Origin of the sequence: Faecalibacterium sp. Marseille-Q3530, assembly GCF_017377625.1 — a bacterium.
Taxonomy (GTDB): Bacteria; Bacillota; Clostridia; order Oscillospirales; family Ruminococcaceae; genus Faecalibacterium; species Faecalibacterium prausnitzii_E.
The window spans coordinates 15,214-36,783 of sequence record NZ_JAFREH010000018.1; the positions used below are offsets into that span (position 1 = coordinate 15,214).

The 21,570-nt window shown below is 62.8% G+C and carries 21 protein-coding genes; 12 read left to right on the forward strand and 9 right to left on the reverse strand.

What is annotated here, in order from left to right:
• Nucleotides 1-157: 157 nt before the first annotated feature.
• Nucleotides 158-1,072: a M15 family metallopeptidase gene (locus J3350_RS12410; protein WP_207686836.1), complete on the reverse strand. Its 915-nt coding sequence runs from the start codon at nt 1,070-1,072 to the stop codon at nt 158-160.
• A 61-nt stretch (nt 1,073-1,133) separates the two neighbouring features.
• Here J3350_RS12410 and J3350_RS12415 point away from each other — a divergent pair, with 61 nt between their 5' ends.
• The 3 genes from J3350_RS12415 to J3350_RS12425 all read left to right on the forward strand — a co-directional run bounded on the left by J3350_RS12415 (nt 1,134) and on the right by J3350_RS12425 (nt 3,061).
• Nucleotides 1,134-1,574, forward strand: coding sequence for a SpoVA/SpoVAEb family sporulation membrane protein (locus J3350_RS12415; RefSeq protein ID WP_097791806.1), 441 nt, complete (start codon nt 1,134-1,136; stop codon nt 1,572-1,574).
• Nucleotides 1,575-1,685: 111 nt separating this feature from the next.
• Entirely contained in the window at nt 1,686-2,708 is a 1,023-nt protein-coding gene (locus tag J3350_RS12420; RefSeq protein WP_207686837.1) for a stage V sporulation protein AD, read from the forward strand.
• A complete protein-coding gene (locus tag J3350_RS12425) occupies nt 2,705-3,061 on the forward strand; it encodes a SpoVA/SpoVAEb family sporulation membrane protein (protein WP_097791808.1) in 357 nt (118 codons plus the stop codon). The genes J3350_RS12420 and J3350_RS12425 overlap by 4 nt, the downstream gene beginning before the upstream one ends.
• Before the next feature lie 135 nt (nt 3,062-3,196).
• Here the strand turns inward: J3350_RS12425 and rpsT are convergent, their stop codons facing one another.
• Nucleotides 3,197-3,457: a 30S ribosomal protein S20 gene (gene rpsT / locus J3350_RS12430; RefSeq protein WP_005929709.1), complete on the reverse strand. Its 261-nt coding sequence runs from the start codon at nt 3,455-3,457 to the stop codon at nt 3,197-3,199.
• Between the two features lie 178 nt (nt 3,458-3,635).
• Here rpsT and gpr point away from each other — a divergent pair, with 178 nt between their 5' ends.
• Nucleotides 3,636-4,418: a GPR endopeptidase gene (gene gpr / locus J3350_RS12435; RefSeq protein WP_207686838.1), complete on the forward strand. Its 783-nt coding sequence runs from the start codon at nt 3,636-3,638 to the stop codon at nt 4,416-4,418.
• A gap of 80 nt (nt 4,419-4,498) precedes the next feature.
• Nucleotides 4,499-5,605: a stage II sporulation protein P gene (gene spoIIP / locus J3350_RS12440; RefSeq protein ID WP_207686839.1), complete on the forward strand. Its 1,107-nt coding sequence runs from the start codon at nt 4,499-4,501 to the stop codon at nt 5,603-5,605.
• Nucleotides 5,606-5,653: 48 nt separating this feature from the next.
• On the opposite strand, the gene J3350_RS12445 is transcribed toward spoIIP, so the two are convergent.
• Entirely contained in the window at nt 5,654-7,147 is a 1,494-nt protein-coding gene (locus J3350_RS12445; protein WP_207686840.1) for a hypothetical protein, read from the reverse strand.
• Between the two features lie 502 nt (nt 7,148-7,649).
• On the opposite strand from J3350_RS12445, the gene asnS reads away from it, so the two are divergent.
• The 6 genes from asnS (at nt 7,650) to J3350_RS12475 (ending at nt 13,285) form a co-directional block, all read left to right on the forward strand.
• Nucleotides 7,650-9,038, forward strand: coding sequence for an asparagine--tRNA ligase (gene asnS, locus J3350_RS12450; RefSeq protein WP_207686841.1), 1,389 nt, complete (start codon nt 7,650-7,652; stop codon nt 9,036-9,038).
• Between the two features lie 165 nt (nt 9,039-9,203).
• Nucleotides 9,204-10,256, forward strand: a complete 1,053-nt coding sequence (mutY, locus tag J3350_RS12455) for an A/G-specific adenine glycosylase (protein WP_207686842.1) — start codon at nt 9,204-9,206, stop codon at nt 10,254-10,256.
• 199 nt (nt 10,257-10,455) lie between these two features.
• Complete coding sequence (locus J3350_RS12460; protein ID WP_097791814.1) at nt 10,456-10,638, forward strand: phosphatase; 183 nt, start codon at nt 10,456-10,458, stop codon at nt 10,636-10,638.
• 99 nt (nt 10,639-10,737) lie between these two features.
• The gene (locus tag J3350_RS12465; protein ID WP_207686843.1) at nt 10,738-12,042 is read left to right on the forward strand and encodes a murein hydrolase activator EnvC; all 1,305 of its coding nucleotides are present in this window, start codon (nt 10,738-10,740) and stop codon (nt 12,040-12,042) included.
• Nucleotides 12,043-12,130: 88 nt separating this feature from the next.
• The gene (locus J3350_RS12470; protein ID WP_207686844.1) at nt 12,131-12,796 is read left to right on the forward strand and encodes a zf-HC2 domain-containing protein; all 666 of its coding nucleotides are present in this window, start codon (nt 12,131-12,133) and stop codon (nt 12,794-12,796) included.
• A gap of 3 nt (nt 12,797-12,799) precedes the next feature.
• Complete coding sequence (locus J3350_RS12475) at nt 12,800-13,285, forward strand: RNA polymerase sigma factor (protein WP_207686845.1); 486 nt, start codon at nt 12,800-12,802, stop codon at nt 13,283-13,285.
• A 54-nt stretch (nt 13,286-13,339) separates the two neighbouring features.
• On the opposite strand, the gene J3350_RS12480 is transcribed toward J3350_RS12475, so the two are convergent.
• The 5 genes from J3350_RS12480 to J3350_RS12500 form a co-directional block, all read right to left on the reverse strand.
• A complete protein-coding gene (locus tag J3350_RS12480) occupies nt 13,340-13,684 on the reverse strand; it encodes a type II toxin-antitoxin system RelE/ParE family toxin (RefSeq protein ID WP_207686846.1) in 345 nt (114 codons plus the stop codon).
• Nucleotides 13,677-13,931 carry a type II toxin-antitoxin system prevent-host-death family antitoxin gene (locus tag J3350_RS12485; protein WP_097791858.1) on the reverse strand — a complete coding sequence of 85 codons (255 nt, stop codon included), beginning with the start codon at nt 13,929-13,931 and terminating at the stop codon, nt 13,677-13,679. The genes J3350_RS12480 and J3350_RS12485 overlap by 8 nt, the downstream gene beginning before the upstream one ends.
• Nucleotides 13,932-14,055: 124 nt before the next feature.
• Complete coding sequence (locus J3350_RS12490) at nt 14,056-15,039, reverse strand: aldo/keto reductase (protein WP_207686847.1); 984 nt, start codon at nt 15,037-15,039, stop codon at nt 14,056-14,058.
• Between the two features lie 144 nt (nt 15,040-15,183).
• On the reverse strand, nt 15,184-16,788 hold the full coding sequence (locus tag J3350_RS12495; RefSeq protein ID WP_097791819.1) for a peptide chain release factor 3: 1,605 nt from the start codon (nt 16,786-16,788) through the stop codon (nt 15,184-15,186).
• Between the two features lie 224 nt (nt 16,789-17,012).
• On the reverse strand, nt 17,013-17,870 hold the full coding sequence (locus tag J3350_RS12500) for a GNAT family N-acetyltransferase (RefSeq protein WP_207686848.1): 858 nt from the start codon (nt 17,868-17,870) through the stop codon (nt 17,013-17,015).
• A gap of 196 nt (nt 17,871-18,066) precedes the next feature.
• Here J3350_RS12500 and J3350_RS12505 point away from each other — a divergent pair, with 196 nt between their 5' ends.
• Nucleotides 18,067-19,458 (forward strand): S1C family serine protease, encoded by a 1,392-nt coding sequence (locus J3350_RS12505; RefSeq protein ID WP_207686849.1) that lies wholly within the window; start codon nt 18,067-18,069, stop codon nt 19,456-19,458.
• Nucleotides 19,459-19,552: 94 nt separating this feature from the next.
• Here J3350_RS12505 and pulA read toward each other — a convergent pair whose 3' ends face one another.
• On the reverse strand, nt 19,553-21,502 hold the full coding sequence (gene pulA, locus J3350_RS12510) for a type I pullulanase (RefSeq protein ID WP_207686850.1): 1,950 nt from the start codon (nt 21,500-21,502) through the stop codon (nt 19,553-19,555).
• Between the last annotated feature and the right edge of the window lie 68 nt (nt 21,503-21,570).

Here is a 21,570-nt window from a genome sequence, read left to right on the forward strand (position 1 = left end):
TATTCCTTCTTTTGCATTCATTACACTCAGGCCCGGCGCTGTGCCTTCCGGCGCGGCTGGCCGGGCCATTGCTATCTTACCATACCCTTGCCGGAAATGCAAAGGTTCGCGCAAATTTTTACGGTTTCTTCACCGGTCTTTGCCAGCGCTTTTCCGCTCAGCCCGCAAGGGTGTGCAGCTGGGCGATGTAGTCCTCGAAGCACAGGCCGCTGGCACTGATCTTCCGGGCATTTTCCACGCCCACATAGCGCCAGTGCCAGGGCTCGTAGGTGATCTCGGTCTGGGCCTCGGCCCCCTTGGGGTAGCGCAGGATGAAGCCGTAATCTGCCGCATGCTCGCACAGCCAGCGGAAGGCCGTGGTGTTCTCAAAACCCTCGTCCAGGCCGGTGTACTCCGGGCTGTTCAGGTCTGCGGCCAGACCGCAGTTGTGCTCCGAATAGCCCGGCGGGTTGACGACCGCCGCCGCCTTTTCCTTGGCCGTGGCCAGGTCGTAGCCCTGGTCGGTGTAGTATTTCGTCTTCCGCTCGTACAGACCGGTCTGGTACTTGACGCTGCGGTAACCGCTCTGCATCCAGATGGTCACATTTTCGGCGGCAGCGGCTTTTTGCATCTCCAGAAAGGCATCGCAGGCCACGGTCTGCAGCGTCTTGTTCACAGCGGTCTTCGAGCCGCACTCTTTGGTCTCAAAGGTATAGTCGTCCGGCATCTTGTTGGTGTGGTTCACCAGCACCATCAGCGGGTCGGCCAGCATGGCAGCGGCCTCGTCTGCGGTCAGGCCCAGAGCATTGCCATTGGTCTCCTCCACCGTGTTGGATGCTGCCGGAAGCAGGCTGTTCTCCGCATCCTCCGCCGGGGCGCTGGCCGCGCTGGCGGAAAGCACCGGGGCGTGGCGGTTGAGCAGGAACGCAGCCCCGCCCATGAACAGGGAGACGGCGACGGTCAGCCCGCCCACGAACAGGCAGACGGCGACGGTCAGCCCGGCCACCCGGCGGATGGCGCGGCTGCGACGGCGGCGGCGCACTTCGGCGCGGGTCATGCGGCGGTGCGATTGGTTCACAGGTCGTTGATTCATAAGGCTTCTCCTTGTATATTCTCTCCGGGCCGGGGACATCCTATCCCCGGAGGTGTTCTGCATGAAACTGACAGCGCAGGAATATGCGCGGCGGGTGCAGCGGGCAGGCCCGCATTCGCCGCTGGGCACCGACTGCCTGTGGGCTTTCGGCGTGGGCGGCGGCATCTGCCTGCTGGGCGAGGTGCTCCGCCAGTGGTATCTGGGTCTGGGGCTCGAAGCCGACCTTGCCGGTACCCTGACCAGCTGCACCCTCATCGCCCTCTCAGCGGTGCTGACAACGCTGGGCCTTTACCAGAAGCTCGCCGCCCGCGCGGGGGCCGGGTCGCTGGTGCCCATCACGGGCTTCGCCAACGCCGTGGTCAGCGCGGCCATCGAGTTCAAGACCGAGGGCCGTGTGCTGGGCACCGGGGCCAAGATGTTCACCATCGCCGGGCCGGTCATCGTGTACGGCACACTGGCTGCGGTGCTGTACGGCGGGGTGCTCTGGCTGCTGGGCGGCTGATCCCTCTCACTTACCATACGCTTTGCCGGGCGCAAAGATTGCACTCTTCCGGCAATTTTCCAGTATACCACAAAATTCGCAAAAAAACATCCCTGAAAGGAGGAATTTTTCATGGCGACCCGGCGCGGCGACACCCTGATCTTCCAGACTCCGCCCGTCATCGCGGCCCATGCGGCGGTGGGCGGCAAAAAAGAGGGGGAAGGCCCCCTTGCGGCGGGCTTCGATGCGCTGAGCGCCGACAACCGGTTCGGCCAGTCCGGCTGGGAAGCCGCCGAGACCCAGCTGCAGCTGCGGGCGGCGCGGCTCTGCCTGAAAAAAGCGCAGACCACCGAAAAAGAGGTCAGTCTGGCTCTGGCCGGAGACCTGCAGGCCCAGTGCACGGCCTCCAATTACGCCATGCGGACGCTGGGCATCCCCTATGCGGGGCTGTTCGGGGCCTGCAGCACCATGGCCGAAGCGCTGGGGCTGGGGGCTGCGCTCTGCTCGGCCGGGCTGGCCGACGGCCTGCTGGCCATGGCGTCCAGTCATTTCTGCACCGCCGAACGCCAGTTTCGCACCCCGCTGAGCTATGGAGCCGTCCGCACCCCGACCGCCCAGTGGACGGCCACCGCCGCCGGGGCCTGTCTGCTGCGCCCCGCCGGGCAGGGGGTCGGCATCCGGGCCGTGACCTTCGGGCGGGTGCAGGACTATCAGATCCGGGACATCAACAACATGGGCGCAGCCATGGCTCCCGCCGCTAGCGCGACTCTGCTGCACTACCTGCGGGACACCCATGCAGAGCCGCCGGATTTCGATGCCATCTACACCGGCGACCTGGGCCATGTGGGCAGCCAGCTCTTCCGGGAACTGCTGGCCGCCGAGGGCCTGCTCATCAAGAACCATGTGGACTGCGGCTGCATCCTCTACGATGCCAACGAGCAGGCCGTGAAGAGCGGCGGCTCCGGTGCGGGCTGCTGCGCGGCGGTGCTCTGCGCCCACATCCTGCCCCGGCTGGAGCGCGGCACCCAGAAGCGGGTGCTCTTCCTCGCCACCGGAGCCTTGATGAGCCAGACCACCTTTCTGCAAAAGGAGAGCATCCCGGCCGTCGCCCATCTGGTGGAGCTGACAGCGCCGGAGAAAGGAGCCGCATCATGAACTATCTCTGGGCTTTCGTCATCGGGGGCGGCATCTGCGCCGCCGGGCAGATCCTCATCGACCTGACCGGCCTGACCCCCGCCCGCATCCTGACGGGCTATGTCGTCGCGGGAGTCGTGCTGTCGGCCCTCGGCTGGTACGCCCCGCTGGCCGAGCTGGCCGGGTGCGGGGCCACCGTACCGCTGCTGGGCTTCGGCCACCTGCTGGCCAAAGGCGTCCGCACCGCATTGCAGGAGGAGGGGGCCATCGGCATCCTCACCGGCGGGCTCACCGCCGCTGCCGCCGGCATCACCACCAGCCTCGTCTGCGGCGTGGTCTGCTCCTGGGTCGGCCGGAGCCACGACCAGAACTAGCCCGCAATCAAAAGCGGCGCTGCTTCGCGCCGGTTCGCGCCCGGCGGGTGGTAGGATGCAAAAAACAAAAACCCCCGCACCGGAAACCGGCACAGAGGTTTTGTTCGTCAGTCGATCACTCGATCAGGCATGAACTCAAGCGTTCTTGTTTGCACGCTTTGCCATACGGCTGATCTTGCGAGAAGCAGTGTTCTTCTTGATGACACCCTTAGCGCGAGCCTTGTCGATCGCGGAAACAGCAGCCAGGACAGTTGCGTCCTTGTCAGCGGCTTTAGCATCGATGGCAGCGTCTGCCTTCTTGACGACTGTTTTCAGGTTGGTCTTAATGGCCTTGTTGTGAGCCTGCTCAGCTGCAGCCTGCACGACGCGGTCCTTCTGAGATTTGATGTTAGGCATTCGTTCCACCTCCTTGGCTACCTATAACAGCGCACCTTATGATACCATATTTGCCGTACCAGCGCAAGCCTTTTTTCGATTTTTGTTTAGAAAAGTTTTCAAAATCCCATACTGAAACTGTAAAACCGGGCCAAAACGGCCCCAAATGCAAATTTCAGATGGGAAAGCGGGATGAATCATGCGGGAAACAGACCTTGCCGATGAGCTGTTCCGGGCACCGGGCAGTGCGCCGCCCACCGGTGTGCGGGTGGCCACAGCCAGGCGCGGCGGCGTGACCGTGACGCGGGTGGAGATCGCACGCGAAGGGCTGGAGCGCCCCCGCGGGCGGTACGTGACGCTGGAAGTGCCCCGCGTCAGCCTGCTGGACGAGCGGGACGAAGCAATCATCGAACCGGCTGCGGCAGAGCTGCAGGCCCTGCTGCCTCCGGCAGGGCCGGTGCTGGTGCTGGGCGTCGGGAACCGGCGGGTGACCTCCGATGCCCTCGGCCCCCGGACTGTACAGAAAATTTTCGTCACGATGGGGCAGCATGCCATCCCGGTGCAGGGCATCCGGCCGGTGGCGGCAGTGGCACCGGGCGTGTCGGCTGCCACCGGGCTGAGTTTGCAGCAGCTGGCCGGGGCACTGGTGCGGGAGATCCGCCCCGCTGCCCTGCTCTGCGTGGACAGCCTCTGCTCTTCCGAGCCGGAGCGGCTGGGCCGGACCCTGCAATTCTCGGACACCGGGCTGTTCCCGGCCCAGCCCGGCCACAGCCGCCATCTGGATGCTGCCCGGCTGGGGGTGCCGGTCGTAGCGGCAGGCATCCCGACCCTGATGCAGGCCGAGGAGGGCAGCGACCTTGTAGTGACCCCTCGCGAGCTGGACAGCGTCATCGCCCACGGGGCCGCCCTGCTGGCCGCGGCCATCAACCGTGCTTTGCAGCCCCGCCTGAGCATTGCCCAGCTGGGCTGGCTGACGAGCTGAGGCCTTGGCATTCCGGTATGGATTGTTCTATCCCCATAGGATATTTTCATACCCTATCAAGAGGGAAGGAGGTGTCCGCCATGCGCCGCAGGCAGGGAGATTTCGGGGCCGGGCCGGTGCTCAGTCTGGCCGGGGCGGCGGCGCTGATGCTGGCGCTGACCGTTTTTGCCCATGGGCTGGTGCTCAGTCTGGCGGCGCTCATCATCGGGCCGCTGCCCGCCGCGCAGACGGCCCTTTCTCTCAGCCGGAAGCAGGCCGCCTCCGCGCAGAGCGGCGGATCTGCGGCAGAAGCGCTTCCGCCCGAAGTCCTCGAACCCGCTCCGGGATCTCTGCCCGCCGCCGCAGACCGCTCCTACCTCGTCCCGCTGGAAGGCGACGACGCCCGGCCCGAAGACGCAGGCACTGTCCTCGAAAAGACCTATCCGCAGGGCAGCGGCGAAAAATACGTGGCCTGTGGGGCGGGCAGCATCAAGAACAACACCCGTGTCCCGGCGGCGGAGATCGCGGCCGAGGTCGAAGCTCCGCTCCCCTTTGCGGTGGAGTGGAACAGCCCGGAGCCGCAGGTTCTCATCATGCACACTCACGCCACCGAGGACTACCGCCTCTCGGCCGGGCTGTGGTTCCGCCCCGGCGACGGCTCCCGCACCACCGACCGGAACTATAACATGTGCGCCGTGGGCCGCGTCATGGCCGACACCCTCAATGCCGCCGGGCTGAACACCCTCCATGACGAGACCCTGAACGACTACCCCAGCTACACCGGCAGCTACGCCAACAGCCGCGCTGTGGTGCAGCAGTACTTAGCCCAATACCCCAGCATCAAGGTGGTGCTCGATGTCCACCGCGACGCCATCGAGACCGAGAACGGCTCCCGGATGGCCCCGGTCTGCACCGTGAACGGCCAGCAGGCGGCTCAGGTCATGATCATCTGCGGGTGTGACAACGGCAGCAGCATCTCTCTGCCTAACTACCGCCAGAACCTCCGCTTCGCCGCCGCATGGGAGCGGGCGATGGAGGGGACATTCCCCGGCCTCACCCGGCCTGTGCTGTTCAGCTACCGCTTTTACAATCAGGACCTCACCACCGGAAGCCTGCTCATCGAGGTGGGCGGCCATGGCAACAACCTCAACGAAGCCCTGTACGCCGGACAGCTGGCCGCCGAGGGGCTGATCAGGGCCTTGCAATAAAAAGCCCGCTCAGGCATCGCAGCGCCATACCTGAGCGGGCAAGATCCATTATTCGTATACCACGCAGCCCAGAACCGTCTTGCCCAGACGAGCGATCTGCTCTTTCTGGTCGTTCACGCTGCTGTAACGGGAGCAGCTGCAGTCGGCCACGAGCACCACCGCGTCGGCGGCGTTGACTTCCAGAACGGCGGTGGAGGAGACCAGTACGCTCTCGGCGCAGGTCAGCTTCCGGCTGCGGAGGGTGTCGGCAGCCTGCAGCTGGGTGGTCAGGGCAGACAGCTGCTCTGCGGGCAGATCGCCGGTGACGAGGATGCGATCTGCCTTGGGGGCACGGCTGGCAATGGTGGCGGCGATCAGGCGCACCGTCTCGTCGTCGCGGCTGCCATCGGGGCGGCCCTCCAGCTTGTTGAGTTTGGCGTCCAGCTTGACTGCCTTCCGGGCAGCGGCACCGGCCAGCGTACCGAGGATGGGCAGATTGCAGGTGGACTTGAGGTCCTTCGCAGAGTAGACGAGGCCGGAGGTCAGGAACTTGACGACCGCAGCGCCGGCTACCAGGATCACGCCGAGGACCAAGCCGATCACGGCAAACTTCACAAGAGAGGAGCTGCCGTTGCCCGGATCTTCCGGCACTTCGAGGGCAGCCAGGTCCTGATCGGCCTTCTGGATGTTCTGCTCCAGCAGGTCGTGCTGCGCCTGCAGATCGGTCATCTGGTTCTGCAGGCTGGTCAGGTTGTCGCGGGTGTTCTGCTGCTGGTCGCGCAGGTCGGTGGACACGGTGACGCTGCTGGTGCGGGACAGCAGGGTGATGCTGTGGTGCCCCACGGTGGACTCAATCGTCTCGTACAGGCCGTTCATCCGGGCGATGACAGCGTCCAGAATGGCGGTGGCATCTTCCTCGGATGCTGCGTTGATGCTGATGGAGAGCAGGCGGGTGGAGTCGTCGCCCCAGACGCTGACCAGCTCCCGCATATACCGCTCTTCCATGTTGAACTGCTCTGCAATGGCAGAAATAGCCTCGTGGTTGGTCAACAGGGAGGTGTATGCACTCAGGACCGAGCTGGTGTAGTCGGGGTTCTGGTAGTCCATGCCGGGCATGATCTTATAATCGGTGGTGACGTACAGATCCGCTCTGGCGTTGTAGACATTGTAAGGATCGATGCTGTTCAGGACCGACTTTTCCATGTACTCTTCGGCGTTGTCGATGTTGAACTGGACCGTCTGCTGCGAACGCTCGTTGTCGCGCAGCTGCTGGTTGTAGCTCTGCACGTCGGTATCGCGTTTGTTCTGTGCTTCGCGGTACTCGACCATGTCCTCTTCATACGTCTGCTGGGCCGAAGTGCGGGGTGCGGTCTCGCCCTCTTCTGCCGCCTTCTGGACGGCGGCGTTCCACGAAATGTTCTTCACAACAGCCACGCCTGCAAACAGTACGGCGCAGACCAGGGCTGCGGCCGCCATCTGCCGGTATTTGCGCAGGACTGTGAACAGCAGGGAAACGAGGTTGATCTCCTCTTCCTGCTCATACGGGATCTGGTTTTCAGTCATAAATGTCCTCCTAAAACAACAGAGAGTTTGCAGCGCGGGATGCCTCCCCGGAACGCCCGGAAACAGGATGGGTATAAAGCGCACAACATATCATTTTAGATGATATCATTTTTCGGCCCGGAATGCAAGACAAAGTCTTGATTTCCGATTGACAAAGCTGCTTTCCTGTGCTATTTTTAGAATTACCGAAAAGCACAGATCGGGAAAAGTAACGCATCCGGGACGCTTCCAGAGAACACGGCAGTTGCTGCGAGCCGTGAGCGCCCCCTGCGCGAACGAACACCCAGGAGCTGCAACCTGAACCCCAGTTTTTTGCAAAACTGCCAGTAGGTGCGCCGCTGCGCCCCGCGTTACAAGGGCAGCGCTTTCTTTTTGAGATGAGCGCGTGAGCGACCGGACACTTCCGGTAATTCAGGTGGCACCGCGGACATTACAAGACAGCTTGTTCGCCCTGAAACTTCAGGGCAAAGCTGTCTTTTTATTTTATATCGGAGGAGATACCATGGAACGCACTGAGATCGTTTCGCTGTACAAGAACCCCCCCGCCGACGGCACCGTCGTGACCGTCTGCGGCTGGGCAAAGAACATCCGCGACTCCAAGAACATCGGCTTCATCGCCCTGTCGGACGGCGGCTGCTTCAAGACCCTGCAGGTCGTGCTGGAAGCCGGCAAGCTGGAAAACTACGATGCCGTCATCCACACCGGCCTCTACAGCAGCCTGCGCATCGTGGGCCGCATCGTGCTGACCCCGCAGGCCAAGCAGCCCTTTGAGCTGAACGCCGATTCCGTCGAGATTCTGGGCGACTGCCCCGCCGACGAATACCCGCTGCAGAAAAAGAAGATGAGCATGGAGTATCTGCGCACCATGCCCACCCTGCGCCCCCGCACCAACACCTTCAACGCCGCCTTCCGCGTCCGCAGCGTGGCTGCTTACGCCATCCACAAGTTCTTCCAGGAGAACGGTTTCGTCTACGCACACTCCCCGCTGCTGACCGCATCCGACTGCGAGGGTGCCGGTGAGATGTTCCGTGTGACCACCCTCGACCTGGAGAACGTGCCCAAGAACGAGGACGGCACCGTCGATTACACCCAGGACTTCTTCGAGAAGCCGGTCAACCTGACCGTTTCCGGCCAGCTGGAGGCCGAGGCCATGGCCATGGCCTTTGGCAAGGTGTACACCTTTGGCCCCACCTTCCGCGCAGAGAAGAGCTTTACCACCCGCCACGCCGCCGAGTTCTGGATGATCGAGCCGGAGATGGCCTTCTGCGACCTGAACGGCTACATGGACACCGCCGAGGCCATGACCAAGTATGTCATCCGCTATGTGCTGGACAACTGCCCCGACGAGATGGCCTTCTTCAACCAGTTTATCGACAAGGGCCTCATCGAGCGTCTGGAGCTGGTGGCGAACAGCGAATTTGGCCGCATCACCTACACCGACGCCATTGAGGTGCTGAAGAAGAACAACAAGAAGTTCCAGTTCCCCGTCGAGTGGGGCGTGGACATCCAGACCGAGCACGAGCGCTACCTGACCGAGGTTGTCTTCAAGAAGCCTGTCTTCGTCACCGACTACCCGAAGGAGATCAAGAGCTTCTACATGAAGCAGAACCCGGACGGCAAGACCGTGGCCGCAGCCGATATGCTGGTGCCCGGCATCGGCGAGCTGATCGGCGGCAGCCAGCGTGAGGAAGACTACGACAAGCTGGTAGCCCGTATGGACGAGCTGGGGCTGGACAAATCCAGCTACGACTGGTACCTCAACCTGCGCAAGTTCGGCGGCGTGGAGCATGCCGGTTACGGCCTGGGCTTCGAGCGCATGATCATGTACCTCACGGGCATCCAGAACATCCGTGATGTCCTGCCGTTCCCCCGTACCGCTTACGGATTCTAAAAAATAAAGTACGACCCTCTCCGTCATTGCTTCGCAATGCCACCTCTCCCGAAGGGCGAGGTTTGGTTCTTCCGGTAAAGTACCGCACCAAAGCTCCCCCCTTGGGGGAGCTGGCGAGCGATAGCGAGACTGAGAGGGTTATTTTCAACATCGAGGTAACATTTCGTGGAAAACATTTCGCCCGCCCTGCTCCACTGGTTCCATGCGAACCACCGCATCCTGCCCTTCCGCTCCGACCCCACCCCCTACCATGTCTGGCTGAGTGAGATCATGCTGCAGCAGACCCGTGTCTCGGCGGCGCTGCCCTACTATGAGCGGTTCCTTGCCGCTCTGCCGGACATCCCCGCCCTTGCCGCCTGCGAGGAGGAAAAGCTCCACAAACTGTGGGAGGGTCTGGGCTACTACAGCCGGGTGCGGAACCTGCAAAAGGCGGCAAAGCTCGTCTGTGCGCAGTACGGCGGCGAACTGCCCGCCGACTACGATGCCCTCCGCGCCCTGCCCGGCATCGGCGACTACACGGCGGGTGCCATCGCCTCCATCAGCTTCGGCCTGCCGGTGCCTGCGGTGGACGGCAACGTGCTGCGGGTGTTTTCCCGCCTGTACAACGACGACCGCCTCATCACCGACCCCAAGGTCAAGCGGGAATTCACGGCCCGCGTCATGGAGCACCAGCCCCCGGCTGCCCCCGGCGACTACAATCAGGCCCTGATGGAGCTGGGTGCGCTGGTCTGCGTACCCAACGGTGCCCCGCTCTGTGCGCAGTGCCCGCTGGCCCACCTCTGCGCCGCCCATGCCGCCGGGACGGCCCTCACCCTGCCCCGCAAAGCGGCCCCCAAGGCCCGCCGCATCGAGCCGGTGACGCTGGCGCTCGTCCGCAGCCCGGAGGGCGTCCTGCTCCAGCAGCGGCCCGAAAAGGGTCTGCTGGCGGGCCTGTGGCAGCCGGTGCTCTGGGAGGACGAATCTCTCTCCGCCGACGAGGCCCGCGCCCGCCTGGCAGCGCTGGGCGTCGTCTGCACCTCCGATGCCGCCAAAGCCCTCCGCCCGGCCCGGCACATCTTCAGCCACATCGAGTGGCACATGGGCGGCTATCTCTTCACGGCAGAGCGCCAACCCGCCCCCGTCGGCTGCGTCTGGGCCAGCCCGGAACAGCTGGAAGCCGCGTACACCCTGCCCGGTGCGTTCAAGGCGTACCGCAAACTGCTGGCCGCTGCATTTTAACTTCTTTCATGCAGGTCGATGAAAATTTACGGATTGGCAGTTGTAATTTTTTTGCATTCCGGGTATAATATTCCTAACGCGATATTTCTACACGATATCCGCAAGGGCGGTTCCATGGCCCACCGCGAAACGGGCCACCCCGACACAAAGGATGTTCTGGACCCATCGTTCCGACCCAAAAAAGGAGTGTGCTGAACCTATGAAGAAATCTTGTTTGATCGCCGTGATCGCTACGCTGGCCGCCATCGCCGGTGCACTGGCCGCCGTGGCCGTTTATCTCCGCCGCCGCGAGAAGGAGCTTGATGAATACGAGCGCCTGCTGTTTGGCGAAGACAAGGCGGAACCCGCCGACGCACCTGCCGAGGACGCCGCAGAAGAATAACCGATCCGCTGAAGGGCGCACCCGGTGGTCAGTTCCTGACCCGCCGCGTGCGCCCTTTTTGCAACCCTGCACTTTCATGTCAGGAGGATGTTACATATCATGAAGCGATTTTTTCTTTGGATCATCGGCGTCGCGCTGGGCGTCGTCGTGCTGCTGGGGGCCGTAATGGCCGTGAGCTATTCCTTTACCGGCGAGGGAGCCCGCCCTGCGGCGGACGTACAGTTCGGCGGGCAAGCGCTGGAAGTGAACGGCTCCTGCTGGCAGGTGCCGCTGGTGGGCGGTGTGCTCGACAGGGTCTTTGCCGAGCCGGACACCCTTACCGTGCAAAAGCTGGGCACACTGTACGATGCCCACCCGGCACTCGCCCTGCCCGACTGGGCCACCTACACCACCCTGACTATCGAGACCGACGTCGGCAGCCTCGTATTCGCCGGTTCTGCCGGGCAGTATGAAGACTTCCTCTTCCCGGCCAACGGCAGCTACAAGGCCACGATGACAGTCTGGCGGCTCCCGGCCGACCTTCCTGCCACCCAGTTCGACGGCGGTACCAACGGTGCCATTCATAAGAACTGGGGGCAGGAACACCCGGCCCGGCCCACCGGTTGGTATCGGTTCTCCTTCCGGTTCACGCTGCAGGCCAGCGCCAACGTCGAGCTTTCGGCTGAGCGGGTCGAGCAGGGCGGCATCGTAGGCGTTGCCATCACCGGCATGGCCGGGGACACGGCCCCCACCCTGGAGACCGACCTCGGCAGTGTTTCGTGCACCCGCAGCCCCTCCGGCTGGCGGGCTTACATCCCTGCGGCCTACAACGCCTCCGCCGGAGCCCACGAGATCCGCATCACGGTCAACGGGGAGACGATTTCCCGGACGCTGACCGTTCTGCCCAAAGACTTCGGCACTGCGGAAGTCGAGGCTGAACCGGCCCCCACCGAGGCCGCGAACACCGAGTTCCGGAACAACATCTGGCCGCTGTATGAGTTGCCTGTGCGGGAGAAACTCTGGTCCGGCGGGTTCATCTGCCCGGCCGAGAACTATCTCATTCTGCTGGATTTCGGTCAGGTCAAGGTCACGAACGGCCAGCAGGGTTCCCGCTCCAACTCCACCAAGCTCTACACCATCCCCGGCGACCCGGCCCGCGCCCCGGCGGACGGCGTCGTCGTCTTTGCCGGGAACCTTGCCCTCACCGGCAACACCGTCGTCATCGACCACGGCTGCGGCCTGCGCAGCTACCTTTACGGCCTGCAGACCCTCTCCGTCAGCCGGAACGCGACCGTCCAGAAAGGGCAGGCCGTCGGTGCGCTGGGCGAAGAGATGACCATGGACTTCAAGCTGGGCAGCAAGAGCGTGAACCCATGGCTGCTGTTCCAGACCAGCGGCGGAGCATTCTGGCGCGAAAACGGGTGAAGCAAAAATAGTTTCGGAGATTCTTGTAATATTTTCGTCTTTGGGGCGTTATTGAGGTGAACGGACACGAAAAAAGGAGGTCGTACTCATGAAACTGCCCTGTGAACTCATCCGGGACCTGCTCCCCCTCTACGCCGAACACCTCACCAGCCCGGAGACCGGCCAGCTCATCGAAGAGCATCTGCAAAGCTGCCCGGCCTGCCGGGACGAACTGCACAGCATCTGCCTGCCAATCCCGGTGCAGGCCGATGCGCAGGCCGACGCCCCGCTGAAACAGGTCCATGCCGCCCTGCGGAAAAAGCAGCTGCTGACCATTCTGGCGGCCGTGCTGGCCGTGGTGTGCGCTCTGGCACTGGCCGTGTGGATGTACAGCGCCAAGGCTCCCGCCACCGTCGAGGAAGCCCGGTTCTGGACCTACAACCGGAAAGAAGACTCTGCCAACCTCTGCATCCTCGAAGTGCAGGGCGAGGGCGTCTGGCTGACGCTGGACGAGCCCTTCAGCTGGGGCAGCCCGACCGTGACGGTGCAGGCCGTGCGCTACCGTTTCCCGCACTTCCACGCCGCACTGGCCGGGGTGTTCGGGAGCGCGGCATCTTCCAAGACCATCGCCGTTTCCAACACCCAGCTGCTCGCCGTCGTCTGTGCCGACGAAACGCTCCATTACCGGGAAGGTCAGCCGGTCTCGGCCTACCGCCTCAATGGCACCATCGTCTACGGCACCGAGCAGGAGCTGGGCCTCTATCCGAGGGCCTAGCCCATGGACATGGATGCACTTTACCGGCTCTATTTCCGGGATGTGTTCCTGTTTTTGCAGGGGCTCACCCACTCGGAATCGCTGGCCGAAGAGCTGACGCAGGAGACGTTTTTCAAGGCCCTGAACGGTCTGAAGCACTTTGATGGCCGACAGGACATCCGCGCCTGGCTCTTCACCGTAGCGCGGAACTGTTATTACTCCCACTGCCGCAAGGCGAAACAGACCGTCCCGCTGGACGAGGCGTTCCCGCCCGCCGCTGCCCCGCAGCCGGACCTGGACGAACTGCTCCTCGACGAAGACGCCGCCTTTACCATCCACCAGTGCCTCCACCGGCTGGAAGAGCCGTACAAGGAGGTGTTCACCCTCCGGGTCTTCGGCGAACTCTCCTACGAAAAGATCGGCGCGATCTTCGGCCATACCGCCAACTGGGCCTGTGTGACCTACTGCCGCGCCAAACGAAAGATCCAGCAGATGCTGAAAGAAGCATAACAGCAAGGAGCCGCGGCCATTGGCCGCGGCTCCTCTTCGCTATGTTTTACACGCTCAGTCGTTTTCTTCTCGCGTTTCTTCTTTAAGGGCATCCTCGAACAGAATCTTCAGATAATCTCTGCCGCCATAAAGGACACGGTCAATGAAAACTTCTTTTCCGATCACATGGTAAAATACCAGATATTTTCCGCTGACCAGAAAACGCTCCTCACTATTGGCATTTGAAACAGACGAAATTGGTGCACCCATCAACGGATGTTCTTGCAACCGTCGAATTTTCTGCGTGATCTTCTTTACCGTCGAAATCGCTGCCGTTCGATTTTCCAAATCGTTTGCAATATAAGCTTTGATCTCCAACAAATCATACTGGGCAGCTTTTGATACTTGAAGTTTATTCATTCGCAATTCCGAGCGATTCTTCTACGGCCTCCATACTCAGCCACCCCTCCGTTTCTCCGGACCGCCTGCCCCTCGCGATCTCATTCATCAGGCGGATGGTCGCCTGCGCTTTCTCGTAGTCGTGCATATCGAGAATGGCATATTTCCCGCGGCCGTTCTTGGTCAGAAACACCGGCGAACCCTCTTCCACATCCCGGAGGACCTCCGTATAATTCCGCAGGTCAGAAATCGGTTTGATGTTCGGCATAAAATCAACTCCCTTCACATTCAGTATAGCGGATTCTGCTGTAAAATTCAACAGCAAATTTGCAGCAATCAGCACAGAAAAGAACCGGATGGCGTCCATCCGGTTCTTTTGGGTCAATTTTATCTTACGAAATGGCGTCCACATCCCACTTCATGCGGACGGCATCTGCGCCGTTGAGCTGGATGCGCAGGGCACCGGCGTTATCGCGCACCTGCTCCGGGGTGCGGGCACCGCAGAGCACATGCAGGCCGGGGATCATCCGGGCCGTCATCGCGATGACCAGCTGCGCGAGGGTGCAGTCGTATTTTTCGGTCAGATCGCCCCACTTTTCCAGCAGCTCAATGGCCTGCGCACGGCGGGCGGGCTGGAAGCTGGGGTTGGTGTTCCGGGTGCTGCCCTCCGGGTAGGTGGTCTCCATCGTGACTTTGCCGGTCAGCAGGCCCTGCTCCAGCGGAGAGTAGGCCTGAATGGACACGCCCAGCTCCTTGCAGGTGGGCAGCAGCTGCTTTTCCACGCGGCGGGTCAACAGGCTGTACTTCTCCTGGATGACGTCCAGCTGGCCGTACTTGCAATAGCCGCGGATGATGTCCGCCGTCACATTCGACGCACCGATGGCGCGGATCTTGCCCTGCTCCTTGAGCTTCATCATGGCCTCGACGGTCTCTTCCAGCGGGTAGAGGCCGAGATCCGGGCTCTGCCAGTGGGTGTACAGGACGTCCAGATGGTCGGTGCCCAGCCGCTTCAGGCTCTCTTCCACGTCTTCGATGATGCTCTGGGCGGACAGGTCGCGGTAGACTGCGGTGCCATCCACGACTTTGTGGAGCACCGGCGTCTCGTGCCGCCATTCCAGGCCGCACTTGGTGGAGAGGACCACCTTGTCGCGGTCGATGTGCCGGAGTGCCTCGCCCACGACCTGTTCGCTGTGGTACAAGCCGTAGATGGGGGCCGTGTCGATCCAGCGGATGCCTTGCTCGACCGCCGCTTCAATGGCCTTCACCGACAGGGCGTCGTCGTTGTCGCCCCACCAGCTGCCGCCGCCAATGGCCCAGGTGCCCATACCGAGAAAGGGCACCTCGATGCCGCTTTTTCCGATCGTGATATTCTGCATCTTATTTTCCTCCATGCCAGAAGTGTTCCCCATCGGGGGCCGGTCTCATCCCATTTCTGGCATTCTTTGTTGTATTTTTGATTTCTATCCAAAAAGAGCTGCTGTTTGGAGTCCCGCCCCGCACAGCAGCTCTTTGGGATCATTTTAGATGTTGCCGAACTCGCTCAGTTCCAGCGTTTCGTTGTGGGTCTCGGCCCAGCGGATGGCCCAGTCCGAGGTGAACAGCAGCAGACGGTTGCCCTTCATATCCTCCACGGCCTTGGTGTCGCTGGTCAGGTCGAGGTCCCGCAGGTTGTAGGTGTCGGGGTCGTTCTTCACCCAGCGCAGTTGCTCGAAGGGGAGCTGCTGCATCCGGATCTCGACGTTGTATTCGGTGTTCAGGCGGTACTCCAGCACTTCCAGCTGCAGCACACCAACGACGCCGACCACGACTTCTTCCATGCCGCCGCCCACTTCGCGGAAGATCTGGATGGCACCCTCCTGGGCGATCTGCTCCATACCCTTCACGAACTGCTTGCGCTTCATGGTATCCTTCTGCTCGATGCGCGCAAAGTGCTCCGGCGAGAAGGTCGGGATGCCTGCAAATTCCACCTTCTTTTTGCCGGTGCACAGCGTGTCGCCGATGGAGAAGATGCCCGGATCGAACAGGCCGATGATATCGCCTGCATAGGCCTCATCCACGATGGCGCGGTCCTGCGCCATCAGCTGGGTGCCGGTGGCCAGCTTGATGTTCTTGCCCTCCTGCACATGGTAGGCTTCCATGCCGCGCTCGAACTTGCCGGAGCAGATGCGCATGAAGGCGATGCGGTCGCGGTGGGCCTTGTTCATGTTGGCCTGGATCTTGAAGATGAAGGCCGAGAACTCTTCGCGGCAGGGGTCCACCGGCTCCCCGGTTAGGCTGTCCACACGGGCCAGCGGGGTGGGGGTCAGGCGGAGGAAGTTCTCCAGGAACGGCTCGACGCCGAAGTTGGTCAGCGCAGAGCCGAAGAAGACGGGGCTGAGCTCGCCGCGCAGCACCTTGTCCAGATCAAATTCCTCGGCGGCACCGTCCAGCAGCTCGATCTCATCGGAGAGCTGCTGGTGCAGATAGGGGGTCAGCAGCTCGTCCAGTGCGGGATCGCCCAGCTCGGCTTCGGTCTCCTCGACCTTCTTGACGCCGTTGGCGCGGCCGTCGCTGGAGAAGGCCAGCACCTTGCGGGTGTTGCGGTCGAACACGCCCTTGAACTCCTTGCCGCAGCCGATGGGCCAGTTCATGGGGTAGGTCTTGATGCCCAGGATCTCTTCGATGTTCTCCATCAGCTCAAAGGGGTCGCGGGCTTCGCGGTCCATCTTGTTGATGAAGGTGAAGATGGGGATGTGGCGCAGGGTGCAGACCTTGAACAGCTTGATGGTCTGGGCCTCAACGCCCTTGGCGGCGTCGATGACCATGACGGCAGAGTCCGCCGCCATCAGGGTGCGGTAGGTATCCTCCGAGAAGTCCTGATGGCCCGGCGTGTCCAGGATGTTGACACACTTGCCCGCATAGTTGAACTGCAGCACCGAGGAGGTCACGGAAATACCGCGCTGCTTCTCGATGTCCATCCAGTCGGAAACGGCGTGCTTGGCGCTCTGCTTGCCCTTGACGGAACCTGCCTGGTTGATGGCTCCACCGTACAGCAGCAGCTTTTCGGTCAGCGTGGTCTTGCCGGCGTCGGGGTGGCTGATGATCGCAAACGTCCGACGGCGCTCGATTTCTTCACGATTTGTCATAGATTTATAAGTCTCCCAATTTCAAGTCAGAGGGGTTTGTTTCGGGTCCTTTCTTCGTCACATGGGTCGTTCTCCATCGACAGGCCTGCCCTCTCAGGCGCTTTGCGCCCGCTCCACCAAAGGGAGAGGAGGCATCGCATACGCGATGCCGAAGAGGGTCCGGCCGTCTAAAAATCAAACAGCATTTATTTTAGCAGAAATTCCACCTAGATGCAAGACTTTTCTCATTTTTTCAGGAGAAAGCAGGGCAGGGGTGCCGTTTCGGCCCAATTGGCGAAATCGCAGACGAGGACGGTGCAGCGCGTCAGGGGCAGTGTGCGCATCCAGTGCAGGATCTCCGTTTTCTCGTCCGACCCGATGACCCGGCCGCTGTAAAGGATGGCGCTGAGCACCCCGCCGGGCCGCAGTGCGTCGAGGGCTGCTTCCAGCGCGGGGATGCTGCTCTCCGCGTGGGAAAAGACCGTGTGGTCTGCCCCCGGCAGCCAGCCGAAGTTGAACATCACGGCATCCGCCGTGCCGGGCTGGACATAATGCAGCAGGTCTGCATGGCTGCCGCAGTACAGCTCGGCGGAAAGCCCGTTCGCGGCCAGATTCCGTCGGGTGGAGGCAATGGCTTCGGGCTGGATGTCAAAGCCCAGCACCCGGCCCGTCCCGCCCGCCAGACGGCACAGAAACGCCGTATCTCCGCCGTTGCCGCAGGTGGCATCCACCAGCAGCTGCGGGTTTTGCAGCCGGGCTGCAAGGAAGTCCTGCACGAACTTCACAGCGGTCAGGTCCGGCGTCCGGCGGCGGCAGAGCCGCCCGGCCTCCTCCCGGAAGCCGAACTTTGCCCAGAACGCTTCCTCCCCCGGCACAGCGGGCAGCGGGGCCGTGAAAACGGTGGCCGTCTCCCTGTCATATCCGCCAAAGCGGCGCAATATCTCTTTTAGCAGATAAGACCCATAGCCTTTCCGCCGCCATTCTGGTACAATGGTAAGGCAGGCAACGTCCGCCCCTGCCGCCGTCCGGGTCAGCTGACAGCAGCCCACCTCGGTCTTCTCTTTATACAGTGCAAAGCCGCCAGGCCGTTCTTCCAGTTTCATACGCAGTCTCCTTTTCCCTTAAAATACCAAGCTCCCGCGCCGCTGTCAAGGCCTGCGGTTACGACCTTATTTCACACATTCTTCACCCGCTCAGCGATTCGTTTTCACAATTAGCGGCTACAATAGAGCCAGTTCCAGAGAGGGACGGGCGAAGCGCCCCTCCCGAACCAGTCCCTTCGAGAAAGGAAGTTATACCATGGAAAATGAAAACAAATGGGAATACGATTATTCCTCTGCAAATAGTTCGTCCGGCGATACCGGATACCCCAACGTCGGCTCCTCCGGCATGAACACCGCCAACACGGCGGGCACTTACAGCGACCCCGCCCCGGCCAGCCCGTCGGAAACTTCCACCGGCAATGGCGGCACCACGCCGCCCCCGGCAGGCCCGGAGCCGCAGGCCGCAGCCTCCAAGCCCCCGAAGAAGCGCCGCAAGCATAACGGCGGCCGCATCGCCCGCGGCGCCGTTGCGCTGGTGCTGGCCGCGGCCATGGGCTTTGCAGGCGGCTTCGTGGGCGCACGGGTCGGCAATGCAGGCAACAAGGTCGTCATCCAGCAGGTGGAGCGCACCGACAGCAGCGCGGCCTCCGGCACCGCCGTCGCGTCCAGCGGCATGACCACTTCGCAGGTCTCCGAGATGGTCAGCCCCAGCGTCGTGGTCATCACCACCGAACAGGTCGTCTACTCGCAGTGGTCCTGGTACGGCCAGAATCAGGTCGAGTCCGGCGCAGGCAGCGGTGTCATCATCAGCTCGGACGGCTACATCCTCACCTGTGCGCACGTCGTCTCCGGTGCATCGCAGATCACCGTGACCATCGGGGATACCGACTACACCGCCACCGTGGTGGGCGAGGACGACACCAGCGATGTCGCCGTGCTGAAGATCGACGCCACCGGCCTGACCCCCGCCACCGTCGGCGACAGCGACAGCCTGTCGGTCGGCGACAGCGTCCTGGCCGTCGGCAACCCGCTGGGTGAGCTGGGCGGCACCGTCACCAGCGGCATCGTCAGCGCACTGAACCGCAGCGTGACCATCCAGGGCACCAGCTCCACCAACACCATGTCCCTGATCCAGATGGATGCCTCCGTCAGCCCCGGCAACTCCGGCGGCGGTCTGTTCAACATGAACGGTGAGCTGATCGGTCTGGTCAACGCCAAGTCCTCCAGCTCGGACGCGGAGGGTCTGGGCTTCGCCATCCCCATCAACGACGCCATTCAGGTGGCGCAGGACCTGCTGGAGAACGGTTACGTCTCCGGCCGGCCGTATATGGGCATCACCTACATCGCCGTGACCAACGCCCAGACGGCGGCCCAGCTCAACGTCAACGCCTACGGCGTCTATGTCGTGGACGTCGTGCAGGGCGGCCCGGCCGACAAGGCCGGTCTGAAGGCCGGTGACCGCATCGTCAGCATCGACGGCACCGAGATCGCCCAGAAAGACGACCTTGGCACCCTGATGCAGCAGCACACGGCCGGTGACACCCTTTCCATCACCGTTGCCCGCGACGGCCAGATGCAGACCGTCTCGCTGACGCTGGGCGAAAAGAATGCGTCGAACACCGCCGCACAGCGTTCGGCCAACAACTGAGCCACCCCCGCCGCAAGGCGTTATCAAGATTTGATTCCTTTCTTCTTCAACAATCCCCCGACTGGCGGTGACCCGCTGGCCGGGGGATTGCTGTTTATACCAAGCCGAAGATGGTCGCACTGACCGGGGCCAGGACCGCTTCGCCGCTCAGGATGCGGCTGTCGCCCCGCCACAGGCTGGACGAGGTGCCGTCGCTCAGCAGCTTCCAGCGCCCGTCGGGCAGCCGGATGGGCTGTTCCTGTTCGGTGGGGTTGTAGTAGACGCAGAGCGCACCCCACCACGCCCCATCGCCGGGCAGGGCAGGCAGACGCCAGCCCACCAGCGGCTGTTCCAAATCAAAAAATGCAATGGCGTTGGGGCTGGCCCTGTCCACCGCGCCCAGCCGCGGGAAGGCATTCCGCAGCCCGATGAGGCCCCGGTAGTAATCCACCAGCCCATGGAACTGCTCAGCCCGCTTCCAGTCCAGCCGGTTCAGCGCCGGGGAGGAGCGGTAGCTGTTGCCCTGCCCCTTTTTGGTGCGGGCGAACTCTTCGCCTGCCTGCCAGAAGGGCAGGCCCATGCAGGTGAGGTAGATGCCTGCCGCCAGCCGGTTCTGGGCCAGGGCGGCACGGTCCACCGCGCCGAACTCCGGGCGCTCGTAGCGCACCAGAAGCAGCTTGTCCCACAGGGTGAAATTGTCGTGGGCGGACACATAGCTGACGATCTGCCCCGGCGTATGGGGCGGGAACTTATCGCTGCGGCACCACGCCGCCACGGCCCCGCCGATGTCCCAGAAGCTGCCGGGCCTGCCCTCCACGTAGCCCGGCTCCCGCGCATTGAAGCAGCCGCCCTTGATGGCGTCGCGGGTGTCGTCGCAGAAGATGCCGATGCGGTCGTTCAGCATGGCCAGATTGTTCTTGTTCGCCTCGTACCGGTGCAGCGCACTGCTGCCGCCCTGCCACGGCTCGCCGTACATCAGGATGTCCCGCCCGCCGGGCAGCTTGTCCAGCTCGGCCCGCAGCAGGTTCATCGTCTCCACATCGTACAGGCCCATCAGGTCGAACCGGAAGCCGTCGATGTGGTACTCCTGCGCCCAGTAGAGCACCGAATCCAGAAAGTATTGCCGGGCCATGGGCCGCTCACTGGCAAACTCGTTGCCGCAGCCGCTGCCGTTGGAAAGGCTGCCATCCTCGTTCTGGCGAAAATAATAGAGGGGGACCGCTCGGTTCAGCACGTTGTCGAAGCGGTACATGTGGTTGTACACCACATCCATCACCACACCGATGCCCGCCGCATGGAGGGCCTGGATCATCTGCTTGCACTCCCGCACCCGGACTTCGCCGCGGGCGGGGTCGGTGGAGTAGCTGCCCTCCGGGACGTTGTAGTTGGCGGGGTCGTAGCCCCAGTTGTACTGCCGGGTCAGCGGGCGGCTCTCGTCCACGCTGCCGAAATCAAAGATGGGCATGAGCTGGACATAGCGCACCCCCAGCCGCTTGAGGTAGTTCAGGCAGGTGGGGTGGACGCCGTCGCCGTTCAGGGTCGTGCCCTGCTGGGTAAAGGCCAGAAATTTGCCCCGCCACGCATTGCGCACCCCGCTGGCCGGGTCCTGCGAGAAATCCCGGACGCTGACCTCCCAGACGCTCCGCTTCGACGCCGGGATGACCGGCCGTTTGTCCTGCTCCCAGCCCGGCGGGTCGGTGCGGGCCAGATCCACGATCATGCTCCGCGCCCCGTTCACGCCCGCCGCGCGGGCATAGGGGTCAGCGGTGGTCACGCTGCCCCACTCGGTGGTCACGTTGAAATGATAATACTTCCCGTGCTGGTCGCCGGGCAGATAAACGCCCCAGACGCCCTGCCCCAACGGGCTCAGCGGCAGACTGCCGATGCAGGCCCCGCCGTCGCCTTTCCGGTAAAGATCGACCCGGACCGACTGCGCCGTGGGTGCCCACAGCCGCAGGTGGGTGCCCGATGGGGAATACGCCGCGCCCAGCGGCCCCTGATAGCCGGTCTGACGGGCAAACTCCTCGCTTTCGAACCATGCTTTCCATTGTGCAGGCGTTTTCATTGACTCTCATCCTTTATCCTAACTTTCCCGCCCTCGCCGGAGGCAGGCCTTTTGAAATTAGTGTACCC